This window comes from Tamlana sedimenti (assembly GCF_038148895.1).
Taxonomy (GTDB): domain Bacteria; phylum Bacteroidota; class Bacteroidia; order Flavobacteriales; family Flavobacteriaceae; genus Tamlana.
The window spans coordinates 390,863-412,489 of sequence record NZ_JBBVGQ010000003.1 but is presented as its reverse complement, the minus strand read 5'-3'; the positions used below and the strand labels follow the sequence as shown (position 1 = coordinate 412,489).

The window sequence follows — 21,627 nt, the reverse complement described above, 5'->3', positions numbered from 1 at the left end:
AAACGAATAAACATCTCAAACACTGGTTTTACTCGTAATTACAAAAGTAGTTTATTCCTAACAAAGTTATAACTTTAAGCGTATCAAAAAATTCTTCAAAATACTGTACAAAATATTGGGTATTCTGCTCATGTTGTTCATCATTTTGGTGCTTGTGCTTTCCATTCCCTTTGTTCAAACCGGTTTAGGGAATTATGCCACAAAACGTTTGAATGAAGAATTTAACACCAACATTAATATTGACCGCGTAAGCATGCAATTTAATGGCGATGTTGAGTTGAAGAATATCTATATTGAAGATTACAAACAAGATACGCTTATAAGCATCAAGGAGCTCAATACGTCCATTATTAACGTTAGAAATTTAATTAATGGGAAATTGAATTTTGGTGATATTGATATTGAAAAACTTTTGTTCAATATAAAAACCTACAAAGATACAACCGAAACTAACTTGGATATTTTTGTACGAAAGTTTGAAAGCGACAATCCAAGAAAAGAGAAAAGTGGCTTTTTATTGTCGTCGAGCGATGTTTCCATATACGACAGCACATTTCTTTTATCTGATGAAAACAGGGAAACTGTTGAAAGGCTCCACTTTAACGATTTAAACATTAATGCCACCAATTTTTTAATAAACGGAAGCGATGTAAGTGCCAGGATAAATACTTTGGCTTTTGAAGATAGTAGGGGCGTAGTGGTTAAAAATTTGATGACCAACTTCAGTTATACCTTAACGGATATGACTTTTGAAAACCTTCAAATTAAAACCCCTCTTTCCATTTTAAAAGGTGATTTGAAGTTTTCTTATGCGAGGGAAGATTTGCAGTTTTTTGAAGACAAGGTTTTGGTTTCAGCCAGTTTTAATGGATCTAATGTTTCATTGGACGAGCTAAACACCTTTTACAATGAGTTTGGCGCCAATCAATCGGCAAGATTTGATGTTGACCTATTAGGTACATTAAACGATTTGCAAGCCAGCAATTTAAGATTGACCACCAGCACAAGGACTTTGGTTTACGGTGATATTAAGTTTAAAAACCTCTTCAACAAAGAGCCTGGTAATTTTTACATGGACGGTGATTTTAGCAATCTGTCATCCACGTATAAAGATTTAAAGTCCCTTCTCCCCAATGTATTGGGAAACGCTATTCCGAGTTCTTTTGATAGGCTTGGTAATTTTACGATTGTAGGTAATTCGCAAATTACATCTTCTACGGTCATCGCAAATATTCAAACCGATACAGAACTTGGTTTTGTGGATTCCAACCTTAAAATCACCAATGTTAATGATATAGATAATGCCGATTATAGAGGGAAGATTATTTTTGAAAACTTCGATTTCGGAACCTTTTTAAACGACCCAAATGTGGGTACAGCCTCGTTGGATTTTGATGTGAACGGCAAAGGATTTGTTACCAAAACGATTGATACACAGGTAAAGGGCGATATATTTCAACTGGAATATAATAAATACAACTACCAGAACATAAAAGTAGCTGGAAACGTGAGAAATAAGATTTTTGATGGATTTTTGCTTGTGAACGACAACAACTTAAAGTTGAAGTTTAACGGCTTGGTGGATTTCTCTGAAGCTGTTAAGAAGTACGATTTTGAGGCCGACGTGGACTATGCTAACCTTAATGCCATGAACTTTGTAAAGCGAGACAGCATCTCGAGTTTTAGCAGTAAGGTGCGAATGAACATGAATAGTAGCAGTTTGGATGATGCCTATGGTAGAATATCCTTTAAGAACACGGTTTACAAAAATGAATTCGACACCTATACTTTTGATGAATTTGATGTGTCCTCCCGCTTTGAGGATGATATTAGGTTTGTGGAGTTTAAATCGCCCGATATCATTGAAGGTAATTTACGCGGCCGTTTCTTTTTAAAGGACTTAAAGAAGCTGTTTGAAAATTCTATTGGGCATATTTACACCAATTATATTCCGCATAAAGTCAAAATTGATCAAAGTATCGATTTTAATTTCAAAATATATAATAAAATTGTTGAGGTGGTTTTTCCGGATATTGAACTCGGTAAAAACACATTTATACGTGGCAGGGTAGAAAGTGAAGAAGAACGGTTCAAGCTCACCTTCAAATCGCCCATGATTAAATTATTGGATTATTATGCGCAAAATATCGAATTACAGGTAGATAATAGTAATCCGCTTTTCAACACCTATGTGGAGATTGATAGTTTGGATGCCAAATATTACCAAGTTTCCAAGTTCAACCTTATTAATGTAACCGTTAACGACACGTTGTTTATGCGTTCGGAGTTCAACGGCGGGAAACGAAGCAGCGATAGTTATAATTTAAGTTTTTATCATACCATAAATGAGCAAAACGAATCAGTAATCGGGTTCAAAAAATCTGATTTCACCATCAAGGATAACAAATGGTTCATCAATGAGGATCAGGACAAATTCCATAAAATAGCTTTCGATAAAAAATTGACAAAACTGGATATCGATAAGTTTAAAATCAATCATAAAAATGAAGAAATTAGACTTTCAGGTTTCCTTAAGGATTCTACCCAGAAAGACATCAAGTTGAATTTCACCAATGTTGATTTAGCCAAAGTAACGCCAGATATTGATAGTTTGTCGTTGGCCGGAAACATTAACGGAAAACTGGACATTCTGCAAAAAAATGGAAGTTACCTGCCCAATTCAACCATTTTAATAGACGATTTTACGGTGAATGATTTTCTCTTGGGGTCATTTGATGCCACCATCACCGGAAACGAATCGCTCACCGATTATATTGTTGATATTACCATTAAGGATGATGAACAAAAATCCTTTGTTGCAAAAGGCGATATCAACGTTTTGGGCACGCAATCCAACATCAATGTATCGCTCGATTTTAATAAATTCAATTTGTTTCCGTTAAACCCCCTTTTGGATGGGGTCCTATCTAATATTCGAGGAGACGTTACTGGAGCGGTTAAAGTAGTTGGTGATTTAAAACGTCCAGATATTAATGGCGATTTAAGGATTCACAACGGGGGCATGGGCATTCCTTATTTAAATGTTGATTATGGTTTTAACAATAACGCCTCAGTCACCTTAAAGAATCAAACGTTTAATTTTAACAATGTTATTATAACGGATTCCAAATACAATTCAAAAGGAGTATTAAATGGTTCGTTAAGTCATATTAACTTTTCAAAATGGAGTTTGGGGCTGGATATCAGTACGCCACGCTTGTTGGTTTTGGATACCAAGGAAACCGAAGACGCCCTTTATTACGGTACTGGCTTTATAGGAGGTAGAGCCAACCTTGTAGGCCCAACAGAGCAATTGGTGATTAGTGTTGTTGGGGAAACCAAACGAGGCACTGTTTTTAAAATACCATTAACTGATGCTGAGTCTTTTGGTGATAATTCATTCATCCATTTCATCACCAAGGAAGAAAAAGAGGCCAGAAAAGATGGCGCTGAAATTGTTTTTGAGGAATTGCAGGGATTGGAACTGGATTTTGATTTGGATGTTACCGAAGACGCCGAAGTGGAAATCATTATTGATAAGAACACAGGGCATTCATTAAAAGGTCGAGGTCGTGGTGGTTTGTTGGTAGAAATAAACACCAATGGCAAATTTGATATGTGGGGGGATTTCGCCGTGTTTGAAGGGGTTTACAATTTTGCTTATGGTGGATTGATTCAAAAAGAGTTCATCGTGCAACCAGGAGGAACCATTGCTTGGGACGGCGACCCTTTAAAAGCTCAAATAGATATGTTGGCCATTTACAAAACTCAGGCCAACCCATCGCCATTGTTGGATAATCCAATAAACAGAAGTATTCCTGTTGAACTCAATATTGAATTAACTGGTGATTTGGAGCAACCCAATCCCGAGTTTAGTTTTGAATTCCCCAATGTAAATTCAACCGTAAAATCCGAGCTTCAATATAGGTTGGAGTCACCAAACGATAGGCAAAACCAAGCACTTTATTTAATATCGACAGGCTCATTTTCTAGAGGACTTAACGAGCTTAATTTCTCAGGTACCATTGCTGAACGACTTAATGGCATCATCAACGGCATTTTTACCAATGGTGATAGTAAAATCAATATTGGCTTAAACTACGAAGCGGGACAAAACAGACCTGATTATCAAACCGATGATAGGGTTGGCGTTACTTTACAAACACAAATCAGTGACCGCGTATTGATAAACGGTAAAGTTGGTGTGCCCGTTGGTGGTGCTACAGAGACTGTTGTTGCTGGCGATGTGGAAATAGATTTTCTTTTAAATGAAGAAGGAACCCTTACTGCTAAAGTATTTAACCGTGAAAATAGTATTCGAAACTTTGGAGAGGCCATAGGCTATACACAAGGTGTGGGACTTTCCTATAATGTAGATTTTGATACCTTTAAGGAGTTGCTTCGAAAACTGTTTAAAAAGCCAGAAAAGGAAAACGACCTTCTTGAAGAGCAACCTGAGCCAGAAAATGCAGAAGTGTTACCTAACTACATATCTGTGAAATCGGCCACAGAATAGATTAAGTTCTATTTTTGCCCCACTTTTTTATCACATTGCTATTTATTACAAAACTAAAACGTTATAGTTTTAAAATTGTATGAATTTGCAATAAATACCATAGATATATGCCATATGTTTATTAATTTTACGCTGCAAAAAATTAAAATAAACGAATGCCTAAAACAATAAAAAGAATAGCTGTACTAACTTCTGGTGGTGATTCTCCAGGAATGAATGCAGCAATACGATCGGTAGTTAGAACGTGTGCCTATCATGGTGTAGAATGCGTTGGTGTTTATCGTGGATATCAAGGCTTAATAGAAGGTGATTTTGAGAAAATGGATGCCCGTAGTGTTAGGGGCATCATCAATAAAGGAGGAACTATTTTAAAGTCGGCTCGTTCCAATGAGTTTAGAACTGTAGAAGGACGAAAAAAAGCATATCAAAAATTAATTGAAGCTGAAATTGATGGCTTGGTGGTTATTGGTGGTGACGGTTCGTTTACAGGAGCCTTAATATTTAACGGTGAGTTTGATTTCCCTGTAATGGGCATTCCCGGAACGATTGACAACGATATTTTTGGTACATCCCACACTTTAGGGTTTGATACAGCGCTAAACACCGTGGTTGATGCCATCGATAAAATCCGTGATACAGCAAGTTCGCATAACAGATTGTTTTTTATAGAGGTTATGGGACGTGATGTTGGACACATTGCCCTAAATACGGGAATAGCCGGTGGTGCTGAGGAAATATTGATTCCAGAAGAAGATTTAGGGTTGGATAGATTGGTAGAATCGCTCAATAAAAGTAGAAAATCTGGAAAAACTTCAAGTATAGTCATCGTGGCTGAGGGTGATAAAATAGGTAAAAACATTTTCCAACTTAAGGAATATGTTGATGAAAACATGGAAGGTTACGATGTGCGTGTATCTGTGTTGGGTCATATGCAACGCGGGGGGGCACCATCTTGTTTTGATAGGGTACTTGCCAGCAGAATGGGGGTAAAAGCTGTAGAGTCTATGCTTAACGGCCAAACTAACTTTATGGTTGGGCTATTGTGTAATAAAATGGAACTTACCCCATTGGAAAAAGCTATTAAAGGAAAAACTAAAATAAACTTAGAATTATTGCGTGTCTCAGATATAATGAGCACTTAACATTAACAAACATAATTATGTCAAAATTAAAAATTGGAATTAACGGATTTGGACGAATAGGTAGAATCGCTTTTAGAGTAGCAGCTTCAAGACCTGATATTGAAATAGTGGGAATCAACGATTTGTTGGATGTAGATCATTTAGCTTACTTGTTAAAATATGATTCAGTACACGGAAGATTCAACGGAACAGTTGATATACATGCTAACGGAAATTTAGTAGTAAACGGAAAAGAAATTAGAATTACTGCAGAGCGTAACCCAGAAGATTTAAAATGGGATGCTGTTGGTGCAGAGGTTGTATTGGATTGTACAGGTATTTTCACAACTTTAGACAAAGCAAAGGCACACCTTACGGCTGGTGCTAAAAAGGTGGCTATTTCTGCCCCTTCTGCTGATGCTCCAATGTTTGTAATGGGTGTAAACCACGATAAAGTTACTGCTGCAGATACAATCGTTTCTAATGCCTCTTGTACTACAAACTGTTTAGCTCCATTAGCTAAAGTAATCAATGATAACTTCGGAATTGTTGAAGGTTTAATGACAACCGTTCATGCTACAACAGCAACGCAAATGACTGTTGATGGTCCTTCCAAAAAAGACTGGAGAGGCGGACGTAGTGCCTTGGCAAACATCATTCCTTCTTCAACCGGTGCTGCAAAAGCTGTTGGTAAAGTAATTCCAGAATTAAACGGAAAATTAACAGGTATGGCATTTAGAGTGCCAACTCCAGATGTTTCTGTGGTTGATTTAACCGTTAGAACTGAAAAAGCTGCATCTTGGGATGAGGTTAAAGCTGCTTTAAAAGCTGCTTCAGAAGGCCCTCTTAAAGGTGTTCTTGGATACACTGAAGAAGCTGTTGTATCTCAAGATTTCGTTTCAGAATCATTAACCAGTGTTTTTGATGCTGAAGCTAGTATTGCATTAAATGATAATTTCCTTAAATTAGTATCTTGGTACGATAACGAGTTTGGTTATTCTACTAAATTGGTTGACCTTGCGCAACACATCAGTAAAATATAATTGAGAAAATTTAATTAATATTAATAACTCCACAGCCCCGTTTATAGCAAATTATAAGGTTCTGTGGAGTTTTTTTATCCCATAAACTCATGATTTTAATTGTTGATAGTGGTTCTACAAAAAGCGATTGGATTGCGGTAGACAGTAACGGAAAACAGCTTTTGGAAAAGCAAAGGACAAAGGGGCTTAACCCAGAGATTCTTTCTGAGGAAAAGTTAAAGAAACTAATTAAAAAGAATGAGCATTTAAGGGCCAATAGAAAGACCGTTACCCACGTGTTTTTTTATGGTGCTGGTTGCGGTACAGACCGTGGTAAGGACATTGTTCGCAATGCTTTGGTTGAAGTTTTTCCAAATGCTGCCATCAATGTGGATGAAGACACCATGGCCGCTGTTTATGGCACCATAAATCACGATACCGAAGCCGCTGTGGTTTGTATTTTGGGTACAGGCTCCAATTGCAGTTATTACGATGGTAAAAAACTGCACCAACGGGTACAGTCGTTGGGCTATATTTTAATGGATGATGCCGCAGGAAATTATTATGGCAAGGAATTGATTCGTGAGTATTATTTCAACCACATGCCTGTAAATATTAAACTGGCCTTTGAAAGTAAATATAATCTGGAAGCCGATTACATTAAGTATAATATTTACAAACAGCCTAACCCCAATGCGTATTTGGCAAATTTTGCCGAATTCATGTTTTTAAACAAAGATTCCGAATACATTGTAGAACTCATAAAAAAGGGCATTCGCGTATTTGCCAAAAACATGATTTTACAGTACAAAGAAGAGCTTAAAACCGTACCCGTGCATTTTGCAGGTTCCATCGCATTTTTTGCTCAGGACGAAATTAAAGCCGTTGCCAAAGAGATGGGCTTTACTGCTGGTAACTTCGTGCGCAGACCTATTGAGGGCTTGGTAACCTACCACATTAAAAATTTGTAGGTTAATTGGGGCGATAAATTGAAGTTTTGGAAAACACCCTCCTTAATCCTCCCTCAAGGGAGGAATTAAAATATCCCCTTGAGGGGATGATAGGGGTGTTATTTAATTTTAATCGAACAAACGTTAAATTGCGATTCCTGTATTTTATTTAAAAGGGTGTCACACTGAGCGTGTCATACTGAGCGCAGTCGAAGTACAGTTGAAGTGCAATAGACGTGGTGGAAATCTATAATTTTATGGGATGCTGAAACAAGTTCAGCATGACAGTTAAACCGTCAAAATGCCGCAAAAAGCACATGTAGCCTTTTATATTTCCAATCAAGACAATAAGCTCTTGCTTATTGAACAGGTTCTTTCTGGGGAATTGATTCCAGAATTAAAAAGTTTAAAATCGGCACTTTTTTCGGAAATCACCCTCAATCAATTCATTTTAGAGGAAATTCGGCATGACGATTTTAGCGTACAAACCGATACCAAAAATAGCCTTAAAAACTCTTCGGAAGGCGAGCGAAAAAAAGCCTTGTTACGCCACTTAATCAACCAAAACCCAGATTATATGGTGGTCGATAATGTTTTTGACAGTCTGGATGTGGCGACCCAAGAAAGTATTGCCAAAACTTTGGAGAAATTAAGCGCTACAACTTCTATCATCCAAATAGCCAATAGAAAGCGGGATATGCTTCCGTTTATAAAACTGAAATATACCTTGCAAAATGGGATTCCAAAGAAAGTGATGGAAGTTACCCGTTCACAACCACGCTCCAGATTTGTTAACGACTTGCCCAGTCCGGAACACATTACCACCAAAACCTTTAACCCCTTGGTAAAGTTTACCGATGTTTCGGTGGCCTATGGTGAACGCCCCATTGTAAAAAATATTTGTTGGGAAATAAAGGCTGGCGAGTTTTGGCAATTGCTTGGGCCAAATGGCTCGGGTAAAAGTACCTTGCTCACCTTAATTTCGGGCGACAACCCCAAAGCCTACAACCAAGATATTGTACTGTTTGGCAGAAAAAAGGGCAGTGGCGAAACCGTTTGGGAAATAAAAAATAATATTGGGCATTACACCGCTGAAATGCTACGCGGGTTTAGACGGTTGGATTCTATTGAGAAAATGATATTGTCTGGTTTTTTTGATTCCATTGGGCTGTACAAATACCCTACCGAACGGCAAATATTCATTGCCCACGATTGGTTAAAACTATTGGGCTTGTTCGATAAGAAGGATAAAGATTTTTTATCACTCAGCGCGGGGCATAAACGTTTGGTATTGATTGCCCGTGCCATGGTAAAACACCCACCGTTGCTTATTTTAGATGAACCCACCAATGGTTTGGACGATGCCGATGCCGAACTGTTTGCCGACCTCATTAATAAAATTGCCGCCGAAAGCAACACAGCCATTTTATATGTTTCCCACCGAAAAGAAGAAAACATCAACCCCGATTTTGTTTATGAGCTGGTGCCAAGTGAGATGGGGTCTGTGGGAAAGAAATTGTAGATTTTTGAGATTTTAATTTCTCTATAATCCAGCAAATAGTTTAAATATACTAGCTGAAGGATATGTGCTGAGTGAGGCAATTCCATGTGCCATTTCTATTGGAATCAAGGCGTTTTCATGTTTATAGCTTAGAATGGACTTTATTGTTCCTACAATTCTATTAAAGCCAATGAAGTCGTCACAGGAACTAGAGTCGAGATATTTTCCTGTAGGAATCATCAAAACCATTTTGTGGTGGTTTCCAATTTTTATAAAAACTTTATTTCCATAATTTGTCCTGAATCCATATTTCTCCTCTGCTTTTCTTTGCTGGACATGTTTTCTTATATATTCATTTGAAGGAAGAAAATAAGAATCATTATGCATTCTTTTTTCAATTAAATCCAGATGATCAACAAATAATCCGGTTTTCTCTTGTCCACAGATGTAAATATTAGTTCCATCTTTTTCTGCATAATCAAGAAAATTACGGATAGGATCAATTAATTTTACATACTGACTTCTTAAATTTAAAGGTCCGTCTTTTATAAACAAACACCGTTCAAATAAATCTTTTTGATTTGAAACCCATAGATATCTTATTCCAGCAAAAAGAAATAAAGTTTCGTGTATCATCATATATGCGGAAGCTACGCTACCTGGTGCACTTTCCTCTCCCATTTCTAGGTGAAAACCTAACATGTCGGTTAAATATACCTCATTATTGCATTTTTTACATTCGCCTTTGTCAGAATCATAAATTAATCCATCTATTTTCTCACCACAGTGAGGACAGTCAAAGCTAGGGGAGAGTTTAGGTGTGTTATCCCATTTTTGATATGCCAACCATTTTAGGGTTTCAAATATTGAGAAAGAGCCGTTTTCTAGCTTGGGGTCTTTAATTGATTCAAAAATAATTTGCCTTACGGAACCATAAACGGAATTATCTCCAAGCTTTATATTTCTTAAAGGAAATACTGTTGCATGAAACATTGCAGAATCATGCATTATTTTTTTTAATGCTAAAGGATGGGGGGCAACAGGATTTAAATCATTTAGTTTTTTTTGATCTAGTCGAAACATTGCTGTTTTAATGAAAGCAAGTTGTCTTAGCACCCCCTCATTTGAAGAATTTATGTGTTGAATGGAACCATCAATTGCAAAAACATGAGAAAAGGGCTTTTCTCCTTCAGGTATATTATTGGATTTAAATTCTGATGAATCGACTTCATCATTTTTAGGATGTTCAAATTCTTCAAGCAATTTATTTACCAAAGGGGAATTCACCACATCAATATGATTCAGTTTACTAGCCCTTTCAGAACCCAGTCTTCCTCCTGCTTTATATGGCATTTTCCTTTGTGTTTGCAGTGAATAATTTTGCCTGAATAGGTATAACAAATCTATTGGAGAAGGTAAGCATTCTGAGATATCCTTTTGTTTTCGAACTTAAAATATCCTTTTGCAATCCATCATATGCTATCTGTAATTTTGCTAACGCATTTGTTTCATCTTGACTTGATAAATGAGCAACGAAGAAATTTTCTGTTTGAGCTAACAGATCTTTATTTACTGTAGTAGGACTTTGGGTAGAATATACCATTCCGATATGGAATTTGGCACCTTCTTTTGCAAACCTCGAGTATACATCAGTAACGTTTTTATCATCTTTAGGGAATAAGTTATGTGCCTCCTCAAAATACAGTTGTATAAAGTGTTTCCCTAATCGATTATTTGTAAACTTATTTTCTTGATGACTAAATACTGCCCTTGAAAGCATATCAGCAAAATACCTTCTGATGCTTTCACTTGCATTCCCAAGATCTAATATAACTGTGGTTCCTGTATCTAATTCCCTTAAAATATTTCCAACGAAATCTCCAGCATTTGCTTGATGATAATCTATTAATGGTCTTAACAAAGATGGGCCAGTTCTACCTCCACCTGATGGATTAAAGAATTGGAGAAGAGAGATATCGTCAGAATCAAAGATTGCATTGCCAGATCCAGTAGACTGGAGCAAATTCGATCTGGGATTGCTTTGTCTAAACTCTTCGATTAACTCCAATTCTCTTTGCAATTGATCAAGATTATTGATTGAAGCAGGAGGAGTTTCACCATTTGGATATGCTGCAGTGCGCAAACGTGCAGAAAATCCAGGGTTGAAATTATTTGTGTTAGGGTTCGCAAATAAACTGAGCCTTCTCAAAGCAGATTCGTCCTTAGGAAATCCAGCTTTGTTAAGAATCGCCCAAAAAATTTGAATCTTTCTAATGTTTCTAACCCTATCATTCTGAGGTAGTGCTAATGTATTTTGAATTGATGGGATAGATGAACTTGAAAAACTTCTAATATAACCAGATTGACCAAGTGGTGAGCCATTTAGGAAATCTTGAATTACGGACATACAAGATTCAGGTTGTTCATAAAAATTCAATCTTAGAGGCTCAGAAGGAGTGGACGCTCTGGGAGTCAACGCATACACCTGACACCTATCCTCGTAAGCACTTCGAATTGACGCGTTTCCGTCTTGTGGGTTATCGTTCGCATATTCTCCATTAATATCGAATATTAATTGTCCAACTGATTTATCAATTTCTGTTGTACGAATCAAACTCTCTACTATCAACTTAACGACATTTGATTTACCTAACCGGGTTTTACCAAACATTGCAGTTCTAAATCCTTTAAAATCTTCTGTGCTTACTTTTACAGCAACGTCAATTGATGGTATATTTTGAAATGGTAATCTACTTTCAGTTAACCGTAATTTTCCTAAAGGCCATTGATTTTTTGGATTTAATGTGCCATTTATTATTAGATCAAGTAAATCTTTGGTTGGAGAATAAACTTTATATCTATGTCCAGACACAACATTATTGACATCTCCTGAAAATTCAATCAAATCTTGATTATCAGGGTTTGGATAAAACATTCCTAAGACTGTGGTTTGTAAAGCACCCCATTGAAGTTCACTAGCAGTAAAACGATCTATTTCAGGCATTGACCTTTTATGTAACTCAAAATATGTTTGTTGTACTTCTTTTGACAAAGGGGTAGGAGCTGTAGAGGTAACCCTTAATAATGAAAAGTGTGGTGGAAATCCATTTAAATCGTCAGGAACAACAACTAAAAATGAACCTCTCGGCACACCTCCTACAGATTGTTTATAGCTATCAGCTGTAATAATTGTTACGCTTTCATATCCAATTTCTAAAACATATCCAACAAAACGCATTTTATCAAACTGTTCAGAAGTTTCAAAATTTTTATCTTTTTCAACCATATCTTGTATGGTGGTTAAAGGATTTGAAGAATATCTCGTTTGGTCAAAAAATAAATTCATACTTTAGATTTAATTATTATTTCTTGGTATTTATTTCTTGTGGACTTTTTAGAAGAAATACTTGAATATCTTGAAACTTCTTGAATATCAAACAAATCATTATTATACAATTCCCGAACACTTGAATGATTGGCATTTGTTGAGATAATTTTACAGCCCCGTTGAACTGCTCTTGATAACGATTTTGATAATTCAACTTGATTTTTCCAAGAGAACATATTCTCATTATATTGAATAAAACCATTGTTGTTATGTCTAACTGTGTAAGGAGGGTCAGCAAAAACTAAATCACCTTCTCTGGCTGCTCCAATGGTTTTTTTAAAATCACTTTGTCGAATTGTAACTTTTTGTAATGCATCTGCGATAAGCGAAAAATTATCATCAGGGTAATCTTCTATGCATTTACTCCCCTTAGGCACATTGAATTTTCCTTTTAAATTAACTCTATATAATCCATTCCAGCATGTCCTGTTTAAATAAATAAATCGTGCAGCAATTTTGTGCTCTTCTCTGGGTTCCCAAGATCTAATGTCATAATAGTCAATTTTGTTGTTTTTTATATCAAGGATTGCATCCTTTACCAAGTAATGGTTTTCTTTAATAGCTTTGTAAGTTGTTATGAGCTCCTTATTTAAATCTGCGATTATGCCTTTTCCCGGATTAATATGAAAAAATACTGCTCCACTTCCTAAAAACGGCTCAATGTATTTACCATCAAAAGAAGGGAAAATATCACCATAACCAGCAACCATCCACCTCTTTCCTCCAGCCCATTTCAAAAAGGGATTTATCTTTTTTTTATTTGATTTCATAGGTTACTAAAATAACAAATCAATGTAAGTCAACCTAACAGCTTTTGGTTCTCATGCGACTTTGTTAAATGATTTTCTTTCTTAGTTTATTTCAGTTAATAAACGAATATAGGTGAAATTTTTTACAAAGGCAAGAAGAGAATTTCTAAATCGTCTAAACCGCAGGCCTAATATCCACAGCCACTTTCATTTTGTTTTTGCCCGTGCTGTAAATCACGCCTTTTAGTGGGGGCACATCGTAGTAATCGCGCCCATAGGAGACAATAATATGCTGGTTTTTGGGTATTTGGTTGTTGGTGGGGTCAAAATCTACCCAGCCAAAACCGGGTATATACAACGAAAACCAAGCATGCGAGGCATCGGTACCAATAAGTTTTTCCTTGCCTGGTGGTGGCAGCGTTTCAATATAACCACTTACATAGCGTGCCGGTAAACCCACAGAGCGCACACAGGCAATGGCTATTTGGGCAAAATCTTGGCAAACGCCTTTTTTTTCTTTCATCACTTCATGTATGGGCGTGGCCACATTGGTTACTGCCGTGTTAAACTCAAAATCGGTGTAAATGCGTTGCATGAGTTCGTAAGCGGCCTCAAAAATAGGACGGTTGGGCGTAAACGATACTTCGGCATAGGCCTTAATTTCGGGTGTAATTTTCGCTACCAAAATAGATTCCAAAATAAACTGCTTGGCATTTACCAATTCTGGATGAAACCCGTTTAAGGCATACTGCGCTTGGTGCAGGGTAATGTTCTGCCCGTCAAGCGAATCGTAAATATTGGGTTCCATGTTATAATCCCGCAATACTTTGCTCGTTGCTTTAACCTTTAGTTTGCTGTGTTGTTGCTGTATGGAAAACCGCGTAATGGTATTTCCGAAAAAATCCAGTTTTTCTGAAATTTCGGTGGGCTTTGGGCTGATTTTCAATTTATAGTCCAACACTTTTTGCCCAGGCATGTCTTTGGGTTTAATAGTGGCAATGTTGTGGCAAAAGGTTACGCCATGCTCATACTTATAACTGGTTTCGTGCGAAATTTGGTAAATCATTTACGAAAGCGGGAAATTTTGGTTCACCAATTGTTTTTGTTGGTACGAATGGTTGAAATAGGTATCGGAAATAGCCATGGAAGTGTCGTGCAACAAATCACTGATTTTGGACAAGGCCTCTTCCAGATTTTTTCGTTCCGAACCTGTACTGTCCGTTTCTAAAAGTGATGAAACCTGCAAATCTTGAATCAATTGGTAGGCTTCATTTATTTTATCCTGACATTTTTGATAGGACGAAGCGCCTTTAGATTCTGGTAATCTGGAAATATCTTTTTTGATGCGGCCAATTTGATAGGTCAAGGATTTGGCGTATTCCTTATCCAACAAAATTAAATTGATGACGTTTTCCAAACTTAAGTACGAGCGGTAGCTGTAGCGGTAAATATTTAGACTTTCGTGGCTAGCCAATAAGGATTCCAAAATTTCATATTGCAAATGCTCTTCATGTTCAAAAATGAGTAGGGAACGGCATTTGGCAATGCTCATCATGGCTTGTTCGGCCTGTAAACCGATGAAGTATAACAACAGACCTTGGTTTACCAAAATGCTTTCTTCAATAAGCCCCATAAAGGCAATCAATCGGGTGATGATGCGGTCCAAAACTTTGGTCAGTTCAATAATGGAACGGTCGTCATTTTCTTTAAATCGGCTCCATTGTTTGTTGATGCCATCAAAAACACGCCACATGTCTTTAGACCATAAACTGCGCAACGAATAATACGAATTGCCAAAACTGAACATGGTTTGCGCCAAACTGCCCCAACGCTGCTCGTCGGTCATTAAAGAAATGATTTCGCCCAATGGGTTTTTCATGGCTTCTTGTCCGCCTTTACCAACAAAACCAGGGAAGGTAGAGGTGATATTGGTGATGGACTTGTAGAGTAATTTTAAACTGTCGGAATTTAATTTTTTGCTATGGTACTGCTCTTGGTTCATTTTGTTGAGCACCATGCGCAAATAACGTGCGGTAACCAATGCACGACCTAAATAACGCCCAGACCAGTAGAGGTTTTCGGCAGTATTACTCGGTAAATCGTTGATGTCTGCAATTGAAATGCGACAGGAACTGTTCCAAGCATAATTTTGAATGCTGGATTGTTCCTCATCCGAAATCACCCAAAAATCCTTACTGATACCTCCACGTTGATTGGAAACAAATAGGGTTTCTCGTTCTGGAGCCACACGCACCAATCCGCCGGGCATCACTTTATAGCTGTTTCTTTTGGCAATGGCAAAGGTTCGGCAAATGACTTTTCGGGGTTCCAAGGTTTCGTTTCTAAAATCGGGTGCGGTAGAAAACATAATTTTTTCTTGAGCTACAAACTTGTAGGGCGCCAAAAGAATTTCTTGGCGTAAATCTTCCAATGCAGCATCATCCAAGAATTCACAGAAAAATATATTTTCACGGTTGGAGCGGTCAATACGTTTTACAATCAAATCCTTTAGGTTTTCAAGCACATAATTGCATTCAATTTGCTGGCCGCACCACCATGACGCTATTTGTGGCAAGATTAAATCCTGGCCTAAAAAATAGTTGCAAATGGTGTTCATAAACGGAATCAATCCTGAATTTTCCAAAATACCACTACCTATTGGGTTTACGATGGCTACGCGCTGTTCCCGTACCACATCCAACAGACCGGCAACACCTAAATAGGAATCTTCACGAAGCTCCAACGGATCCATAAAAACATCATCCACACGGCGTAACACCACATCAACTTGTTTGAGCTCCTTTATGGTTTTCATCCAAAGTTTACCGTTTCTAACCACCAAATCGTTGCCCGTTACCAAAGGATAACCTAAAAACGAGGCCATATAGGAATGTTCAAAATAGGTTTCGTTGTGTGGCCCTGGCGTTAAAATAACAATACTCGGGTTGTCCCTATTTTGTGGCGCAGCTTCAATAAGCATTTGGTTGAGTTCATAAAAGAACGCCGAAGGCTGCTTTACGTTGATATTCTGAAAAATATTGGGTAAAACCCTGCTCAGCGCATATCGGTTTTCAAGGGCATAACCCATTCCGGATGGTGCTTGGGTTCTATCGCTTACTACCCACATACGACCGTCTGGCCCTCGTGCTAAATCGCATGAATAAATGAGTAAATTCTTTAGTGTTTTATACTGAATCTGGTCGCACTGCCTTAAAAAACCTCTATGTGCAAAAATAACTTCCTGCGGAATAATGCCATTTTTAATGAGCAGGCGCTCGCCGTAAATATCCTTTAAAATGAGATTTAACAGTTCGGCACGTTGGGCAATACCGTTTTCAATAATTTTCCATTCGCTTTGATGGACCAAAAAAGGAACAATATTCAGTCCCCAAGAACGGCGCATGCCATTGGGGTCGTTGTAAACATTATAAGTCACCCCATTTTCATCCATGAGCCAATTGATTTCCTTTTGTTTGGCCACAAGGTTTTTGGCGCCCATTTGGGACAAATTATCCAACAATTTTTCCCAATTCGGATTAATGGACATATTGGATTTCAATACTTCATCGTAATTCCTGAAATCGGTAAAATAATTTTGAAATAGGATATTTGAATCTGTGGGCATTCGGTGTTACTTTTTTCGTAAATCTAAGGTTACCGGAAACTCAGCATTTACAGGTAGCTCTTTGTATTTAAACTTTTTGGAACTGTATTGTTTTCTTATGTTTTTATACTCTGCTTTGGTAATTGTGCCTCCTTTATCTGGAACAATATCGCCTTGTGTGTGCCCTAAATCCCAAAAACGGTTAATGCGCCTTGATTCTGCCTCAAGACTATTAACGGGGTAGGTTTCGTAGGCGCGTCCTCCAGGATGACCCACAAAGTAGGTGCAGCCACCAACCGAATGTTTGTTCCACATATCAACAATATCAAAAACTAAAGGCGTATCAATACCGATTGTGGGGTGCAATGCTGAATATGGATTCCAAGCCTTGTACTTAATTCCGGCTACATATTCGCCTTTTACTCCCGTGCTTGTAAGAGGTACTTTTACACCGTTGCAAGTTACAACATATCTTTCATTAATGAAGTTGGAAACCTTTATCTGGACACGTTCTACCGATGAATCGACATATCGAGCTGTTCCACCGCCAGACATTTCCTCTCCAAGCACATTCCAAGGCTCAATGGCAGCCCGTAATTCAAAATGAACGTTGTTAATGGTGGTCATGCCGTGAAGCGGGAATCTGAACTCAAAAAATGGGTTGAACCAATCTTCTTTAAAAGCATATCCAGCTTTGTTGAGCTTCTTAACAATATCTTTTATGTCTTCCCTAACAAAGTGTTCTATAAGGAATTTATCGTGTAATTGAGTGCCCCAACGTACCAAATCGTGCTCGTAGGGCTCTTTCCAGAACCAAGCCACCAACGTCCTTACCAACAAGTTTTGCATCAAACTCATTTGCGGATGTGGAGGCATATCGAAGGCACGAAGCTCCAAAATACCCAATCTTCCAGAGGACGAATCCGGTGAATAAAGCTTATCAATACAGAATTCTGCACGGTGTGTATTTCCTGTTAAATCGGTCAGCAAATGACGGAACAATCTATCGGTCAACCAAAACGGAACTTCACCGTTTTTTGGAATTTTGCTAAAGGCAATTTCCAGCTCGTACAGATTTTCCATACGGGCTTCATCAATTCGCGGCGCTTGACTGGTAGCGCCAATGAAGGCTCCCGAAAACAAATAGGATAGTCCTGGGTGATGTTGCCAAAAGGTCAATAAACTTCGTAACAAACTAGGTTTACGTAGTAGTGGACTGTCGGCAGGAGATACGCCACCGAGGGTCACATGGTTTCCCCCACCTGTACCAGTATGTTTACCGTCCAGCATGAATTTTTCAGTGCCCAAACGAGATTGTTTGGCATGATGGTAAAGCGTAAGGGTATTATGGGTTAGTTCTTTCCAGTTTTTTGCGGGTTGTACGTTCACTTCAATAACTCCGGGATCGGGCGTTATTTTCATTGATTCCATGCGGTTGTCGTGCGGTGGGTCGTAACCCTCAAAAATAACAGGTATATTGAGTTCCTTTGAAGTCGCTTCAATAGATGCCACAAGGTCTAAATAAAACTCGGCAGCATCCAATGGCGGTAAGAACAAATAGAGTTTGCCTTCTCGAACTTCGGCGCATAAAGCCGTTCTAACAAAATATTCAAACTTGGGTTTCTCTATCCCTTTGCTTTGCGTTTTATCGAATCGCTTTTCAACCGTTTTTGAATATACAGGTAGCTCGTCCAATTTTGAAAATTGGTCGGGTTCAAACCTTGGGAATTCTTTCTGTTTTGGTTTTTGAACCAGCGAGTTTAAAGGTAATCTTAAACCGATTGGTGAATTTCCAGGCACTAGAAAAATATGTTTTCTTCGGAATTTCCAATCACTCGTGTACCAAACACCTTCTGAATTATTTAAAGGTAGAACATAGCCCACAGGTTTTGAGGTGCCTTCTTTTAGGATGTCCATTAATTTGTCCTTGACCAACAAATTGCCATTTTCCTTTGTGGGGTCAATATCGACAGGCATTTGGCCTTCTTGCCAAAGGAAATAAAAACTATCCTCGTAAGTGGGTTTTATGTTTTTATCGGAAATGCCAAGATATTTGGTCAGCGTTTTTAAGAATTTTTTATCGGCATCTTTTGGCAATTTTGGGTTATCTGAAAATAAGGATAGTAGATTCTTCGTGTTCCAGATAGGTTTGCCATCTTTTCGCCAGCATATTTCTATGGACCATCGCGGAAGCGGTTCGCCGGGATACCATTTTCCTTGCGCTTGGTGCAAAACGCCTCCCTTTCCAAATTCGTCGTATAATCTGGCCGACAGGTTTTTGGCCAACTCGCGTTTGTGTGGCCCGTCGGCATCTGTATTCCATTGGGGCGATTCCATATCATCTATGGAAACAAACGTTGGTTCACCACCCATGGTCAAGCGCACATCGCCTTTTTCCAATTCTTCTTCAACCCTAAAGCCTAAATCGTAAATGGCATTCCATTGGTCTTCAGTATATGGTTTGGTGACCCTGGGCGATTCAAAAATTCGCTTTACGGAGTTTTCAAAAAAGAATTCCGTTTCACAAACATCGGTCATTCCAGAAACTGGTGCAGCACTTTCAAATGATGGTGTACATGCTAAAGGAATATGACCCTCACCAGCCAATAAACCGGAAGTGGCATCAAAGCCTATCCAGCCGGCACCGGGAATGTAAACTTCTGTCCAAGCGTGTAAATCGGTAAAATCTTCTTCAGGGCCAGATGGGCCGTCCAATGATTTTTCATCACTGCTTAATTGTACCAAATAACCAGAAACAAATCGAGCCCCAAACCCTAAATGGCGCATCACTTGTACAAACAACCAGGCGTAATCTCTGCAAGATCCATTTTTTTGCCCAAGGGTTTCCTCGCAGGTTTGTACACCGGGATCCATGCGGATATTATAATTAAGAAACTCATAAATCTTCCGATTGATGTCAATCAAAAAATAGATGGTTTTTCTGGGCGATAAATCAACCGTTTTAAGGAATTCCTGTAAAAGTGGGCCATTATCGGTAATCTCCAAATAGGGTAGCAGTTCCTTCTTTGTGGTATCCAAATAATTAAATGGATAATCCTCGGCATACTTTTCAACAAAAAAATCAAACGGATTTATGGTTTTTAAATCAGCAATAATTTCAACATCTACGGACAACTCCTTAGTTTTTTCAGGAAAGGTCAGTCGTGCCAAATAGTTGCCAAAAGGATCTTGTTGCCAGTTAAAAAAATGGTTTTCTGGCTTTATTTTGATGGAATAAGCCTCAATGGGCGTCCTACTATGTGGTGCCGGGCGCAGTCTGAAAATATGGGGAGATAATGAAACTAAACGGTCGTATTTATATAAGGTTTTATGAGAGATTACAATTTTTAATGCCATAAAGAAATTGATTTTTTGCTGGTTTAGCCAGATACGCAAATATAAAAATACACTAAAATTATAGCTTTGGATATTTTCATATGCATTTCGTTAAATTATTAATTAGATTTTAAATTTTTTCAATTTAAAATGATAATATAATGAATTTAAGCTTTAATTATTTTAAAATCTTTAATGGGGCTTAAGACAATATTAAGTGGGCGTTTCTATGAATCGTAAACCCTATTTTCTTGTTCATTTACGCGTATAAAAGTGGTTCGTTTGGTGAGCTCTTTTAGTCGAGATGCCCCCACATAAGTGCATGTACTGCGCAAACCTCCCAAAATATCTTGTAAGGTGCCTTCAACCGGACCTTTATAGGCTACTTCAACGGTTTTGCCCTCACTGGCTCTGTAATCGGCAACGCCACCCACATGTTTTTCCATAGCCGTTGACGAACTCATACCATAAAACTTTCTAAAGGGTTTGCCGTTTTTTTCAATCATTTCGCCACCACTTTCGTCATGACCGGCTAACATGCCACCCAACATTACAAAATCTGCCCCTGCGCCAAATGCCTTTGCAATATCTCCAGGGCTAGTGCATCCACCATCGCTAATAATTTGTCCGCCCAAACCATGAGCTGCATCCGCACATTCAATGATTGCTGAAAGCTGCGGATAGCCAACCCCCGTTTTTACCCGTGTAGTACAAACTGAACCTGGACCTATTCCAACTTTAACAATATCAGCCCCAGAAAGTAACAATTCTTCGACCATTTCACCAGTAACCACATTACCTGCAATGATGACTTTTTCTGGGTATTGCTCCCTTGTTTGTTTTACAAAATTGGCAAAATGTTCAGAATAGCCATTGGCAACGTCAATGCAAATGAATTTGAGGTTTGGGTTTATATCAAAAACTTTGGCAAGTTTTTTTGAATCGGCATGGCTTGTTCCCGTACTAACGGCGATATTGTTTTCGGCTCCTTCAGGTAAATTTGATACAAAAACACTCCAATCTGCCAATGAGTAATGCTTATGAATCGCCGTAAAAAGATTTTTTTCGGAAAGTGCTTGCGCCATCATAAAGGTTCCAACAGTATCCATATTCGCAGCCATAATAGGTATGCCTCGCCAAACGACAGGGCTATGCAAAAATTTAAATTCACGTTCTAAATTCACTTCAGACCTGCTTTTCAACGTAGAACGTTTTGGTCTAATCATCACATCCTTGAATCCTAATTTTATATCGTATTCTATTCTCATTCTTAATTTTTATTGCATTTATTTCTCGTTCACTTAAAGTTTTTATCACCATTGTCCGTCAAAGCACCACAAAGGCTTTCACAATTTAAAAATAATGAAATTTAAAATATTTTGCATTGGTATTTGTAAACAATAGTTTTGTAATTTGTAATAATTATGGATAAGTTTGTTA

Annotated in this window: 12 protein-coding genes; 5 read left to right on the top strand and 7 right to left on the bottom strand. The window is 38.0% G+C overall.

From position 1 onward, the window contains the following. Window positions 1–115: 115 nt before the first annotated feature. From WJN01_RS10000 to WJN01_RS09980, 5 genes are all read left to right on the top strand, one after another. Complete coding sequence (locus tag WJN01_RS10000; RefSeq protein WP_445197016.1) at window positions 116–4,516, top strand: translocation/assembly module TamB domain-containing protein; 4,401 nt, start codon at window positions 116–118, stop codon at window positions 4,514–4,516. Between the two features lie 155 nt (window positions 4,517–4,671). After that, entirely contained in the window at window positions 4,672–5,658 is a 987-nt protein-coding gene (pfkA, locus tag WJN01_RS09995) for a 6-phosphofructokinase (protein ID WP_445197015.1), read from the top strand. Between the two features lie 17 nt (window positions 5,659–5,675). Then, complete coding sequence (gene gap / locus WJN01_RS09990) at window positions 5,676–6,680, top strand: type I glyceraldehyde-3-phosphate dehydrogenase (RefSeq protein ID WP_445197014.1); 1,005 nt, start codon at window positions 5,676–5,678, stop codon at window positions 6,678–6,680. 89 nt (window positions 6,681–6,769) lie between these two features. Beyond that, entirely contained in the window at window positions 6,770–7,630 is an 861-nt protein-coding gene (locus WJN01_RS09985; protein WP_445197013.1) for a BadF/BadG/BcrA/BcrD ATPase family protein, read from the top strand. A gap of 280 nt (window positions 7,631–7,910) precedes the next feature. Further along, entirely contained in the window at window positions 7,911–9,131 is a 1,221-nt protein-coding gene (locus WJN01_RS09980) for an ABC transporter ATP-binding protein (protein WP_445197012.1), read from the top strand. A gap of 21 nt (window positions 9,132–9,152) precedes the next feature. Here the strand turns inward: WJN01_RS09980 and WJN01_RS09975 are convergent, their stop codons facing one another. From WJN01_RS09975 to WJN01_RS09945, 7 genes are all read right to left on the bottom strand, one after another. Beyond that, window positions 9,153–10,463, bottom strand: a complete 1,311-nt coding sequence (locus WJN01_RS09975; protein WP_445197011.1) for a hypothetical protein — start codon at window positions 10,461–10,463, stop codon at window positions 9,153–9,155. Further along, window positions 10,453–12,456 carry an ATP-binding protein gene (locus WJN01_RS09970; protein WP_445197010.1) on the bottom strand — a complete coding sequence of 668 codons (2,004 nt, stop codon included), beginning with the start codon at window positions 12,454–12,456 and terminating at the stop codon, window positions 10,453–10,455. Before WJN01_RS09970 ends, WJN01_RS09975 begins: the two co-directional genes overlap by 11 nt. Next, window positions 12,453–13,268 (bottom strand): DNA adenine methylase, encoded by an 816-nt coding sequence (locus WJN01_RS09965; RefSeq protein WP_445197009.1) that lies wholly within the window; start codon window positions 13,266–13,268, stop codon window positions 12,453–12,455. The genes WJN01_RS09970 and WJN01_RS09965 overlap by 4 nt, the downstream gene beginning before the upstream one ends. A gap of 154 nt (window positions 13,269–13,422) precedes the next feature. Then, window positions 13,423–14,313: a transglutaminase family protein gene (locus WJN01_RS09960; RefSeq protein WP_445197008.1), complete on the bottom strand. Its 891-nt coding sequence runs from the start codon at window positions 14,311–14,313 to the stop codon at window positions 13,423–13,425. After that, window positions 14,314–16,872: a circularly permuted type 2 ATP-grasp protein gene (locus WJN01_RS09955; RefSeq protein WP_445197007.1), complete on the bottom strand. Its 2,559-nt coding sequence runs from the start codon at window positions 16,870–16,872 to the stop codon at window positions 14,314–14,316. A gap of 6 nt (window positions 16,873–16,878) precedes the next feature. Continuing rightward, window positions 16,879–20,208 (bottom strand): transglutaminase family protein, encoded by a 3,330-nt coding sequence (locus tag WJN01_RS09950; RefSeq protein WP_445197006.1) that lies wholly within the window; start codon window positions 20,206–20,208, stop codon window positions 16,879–16,881. Window positions 20,209–20,414: 206 nt separating this feature from the next. Further along, window positions 20,415–21,455 (bottom strand): GMP reductase, encoded by a 1,041-nt coding sequence (locus WJN01_RS09945; protein WP_445197005.1) that lies wholly within the window; start codon window positions 21,453–21,455, stop codon window positions 20,415–20,417. Between the last annotated feature and the right edge of the window lie 172 nt (window positions 21,456–21,627).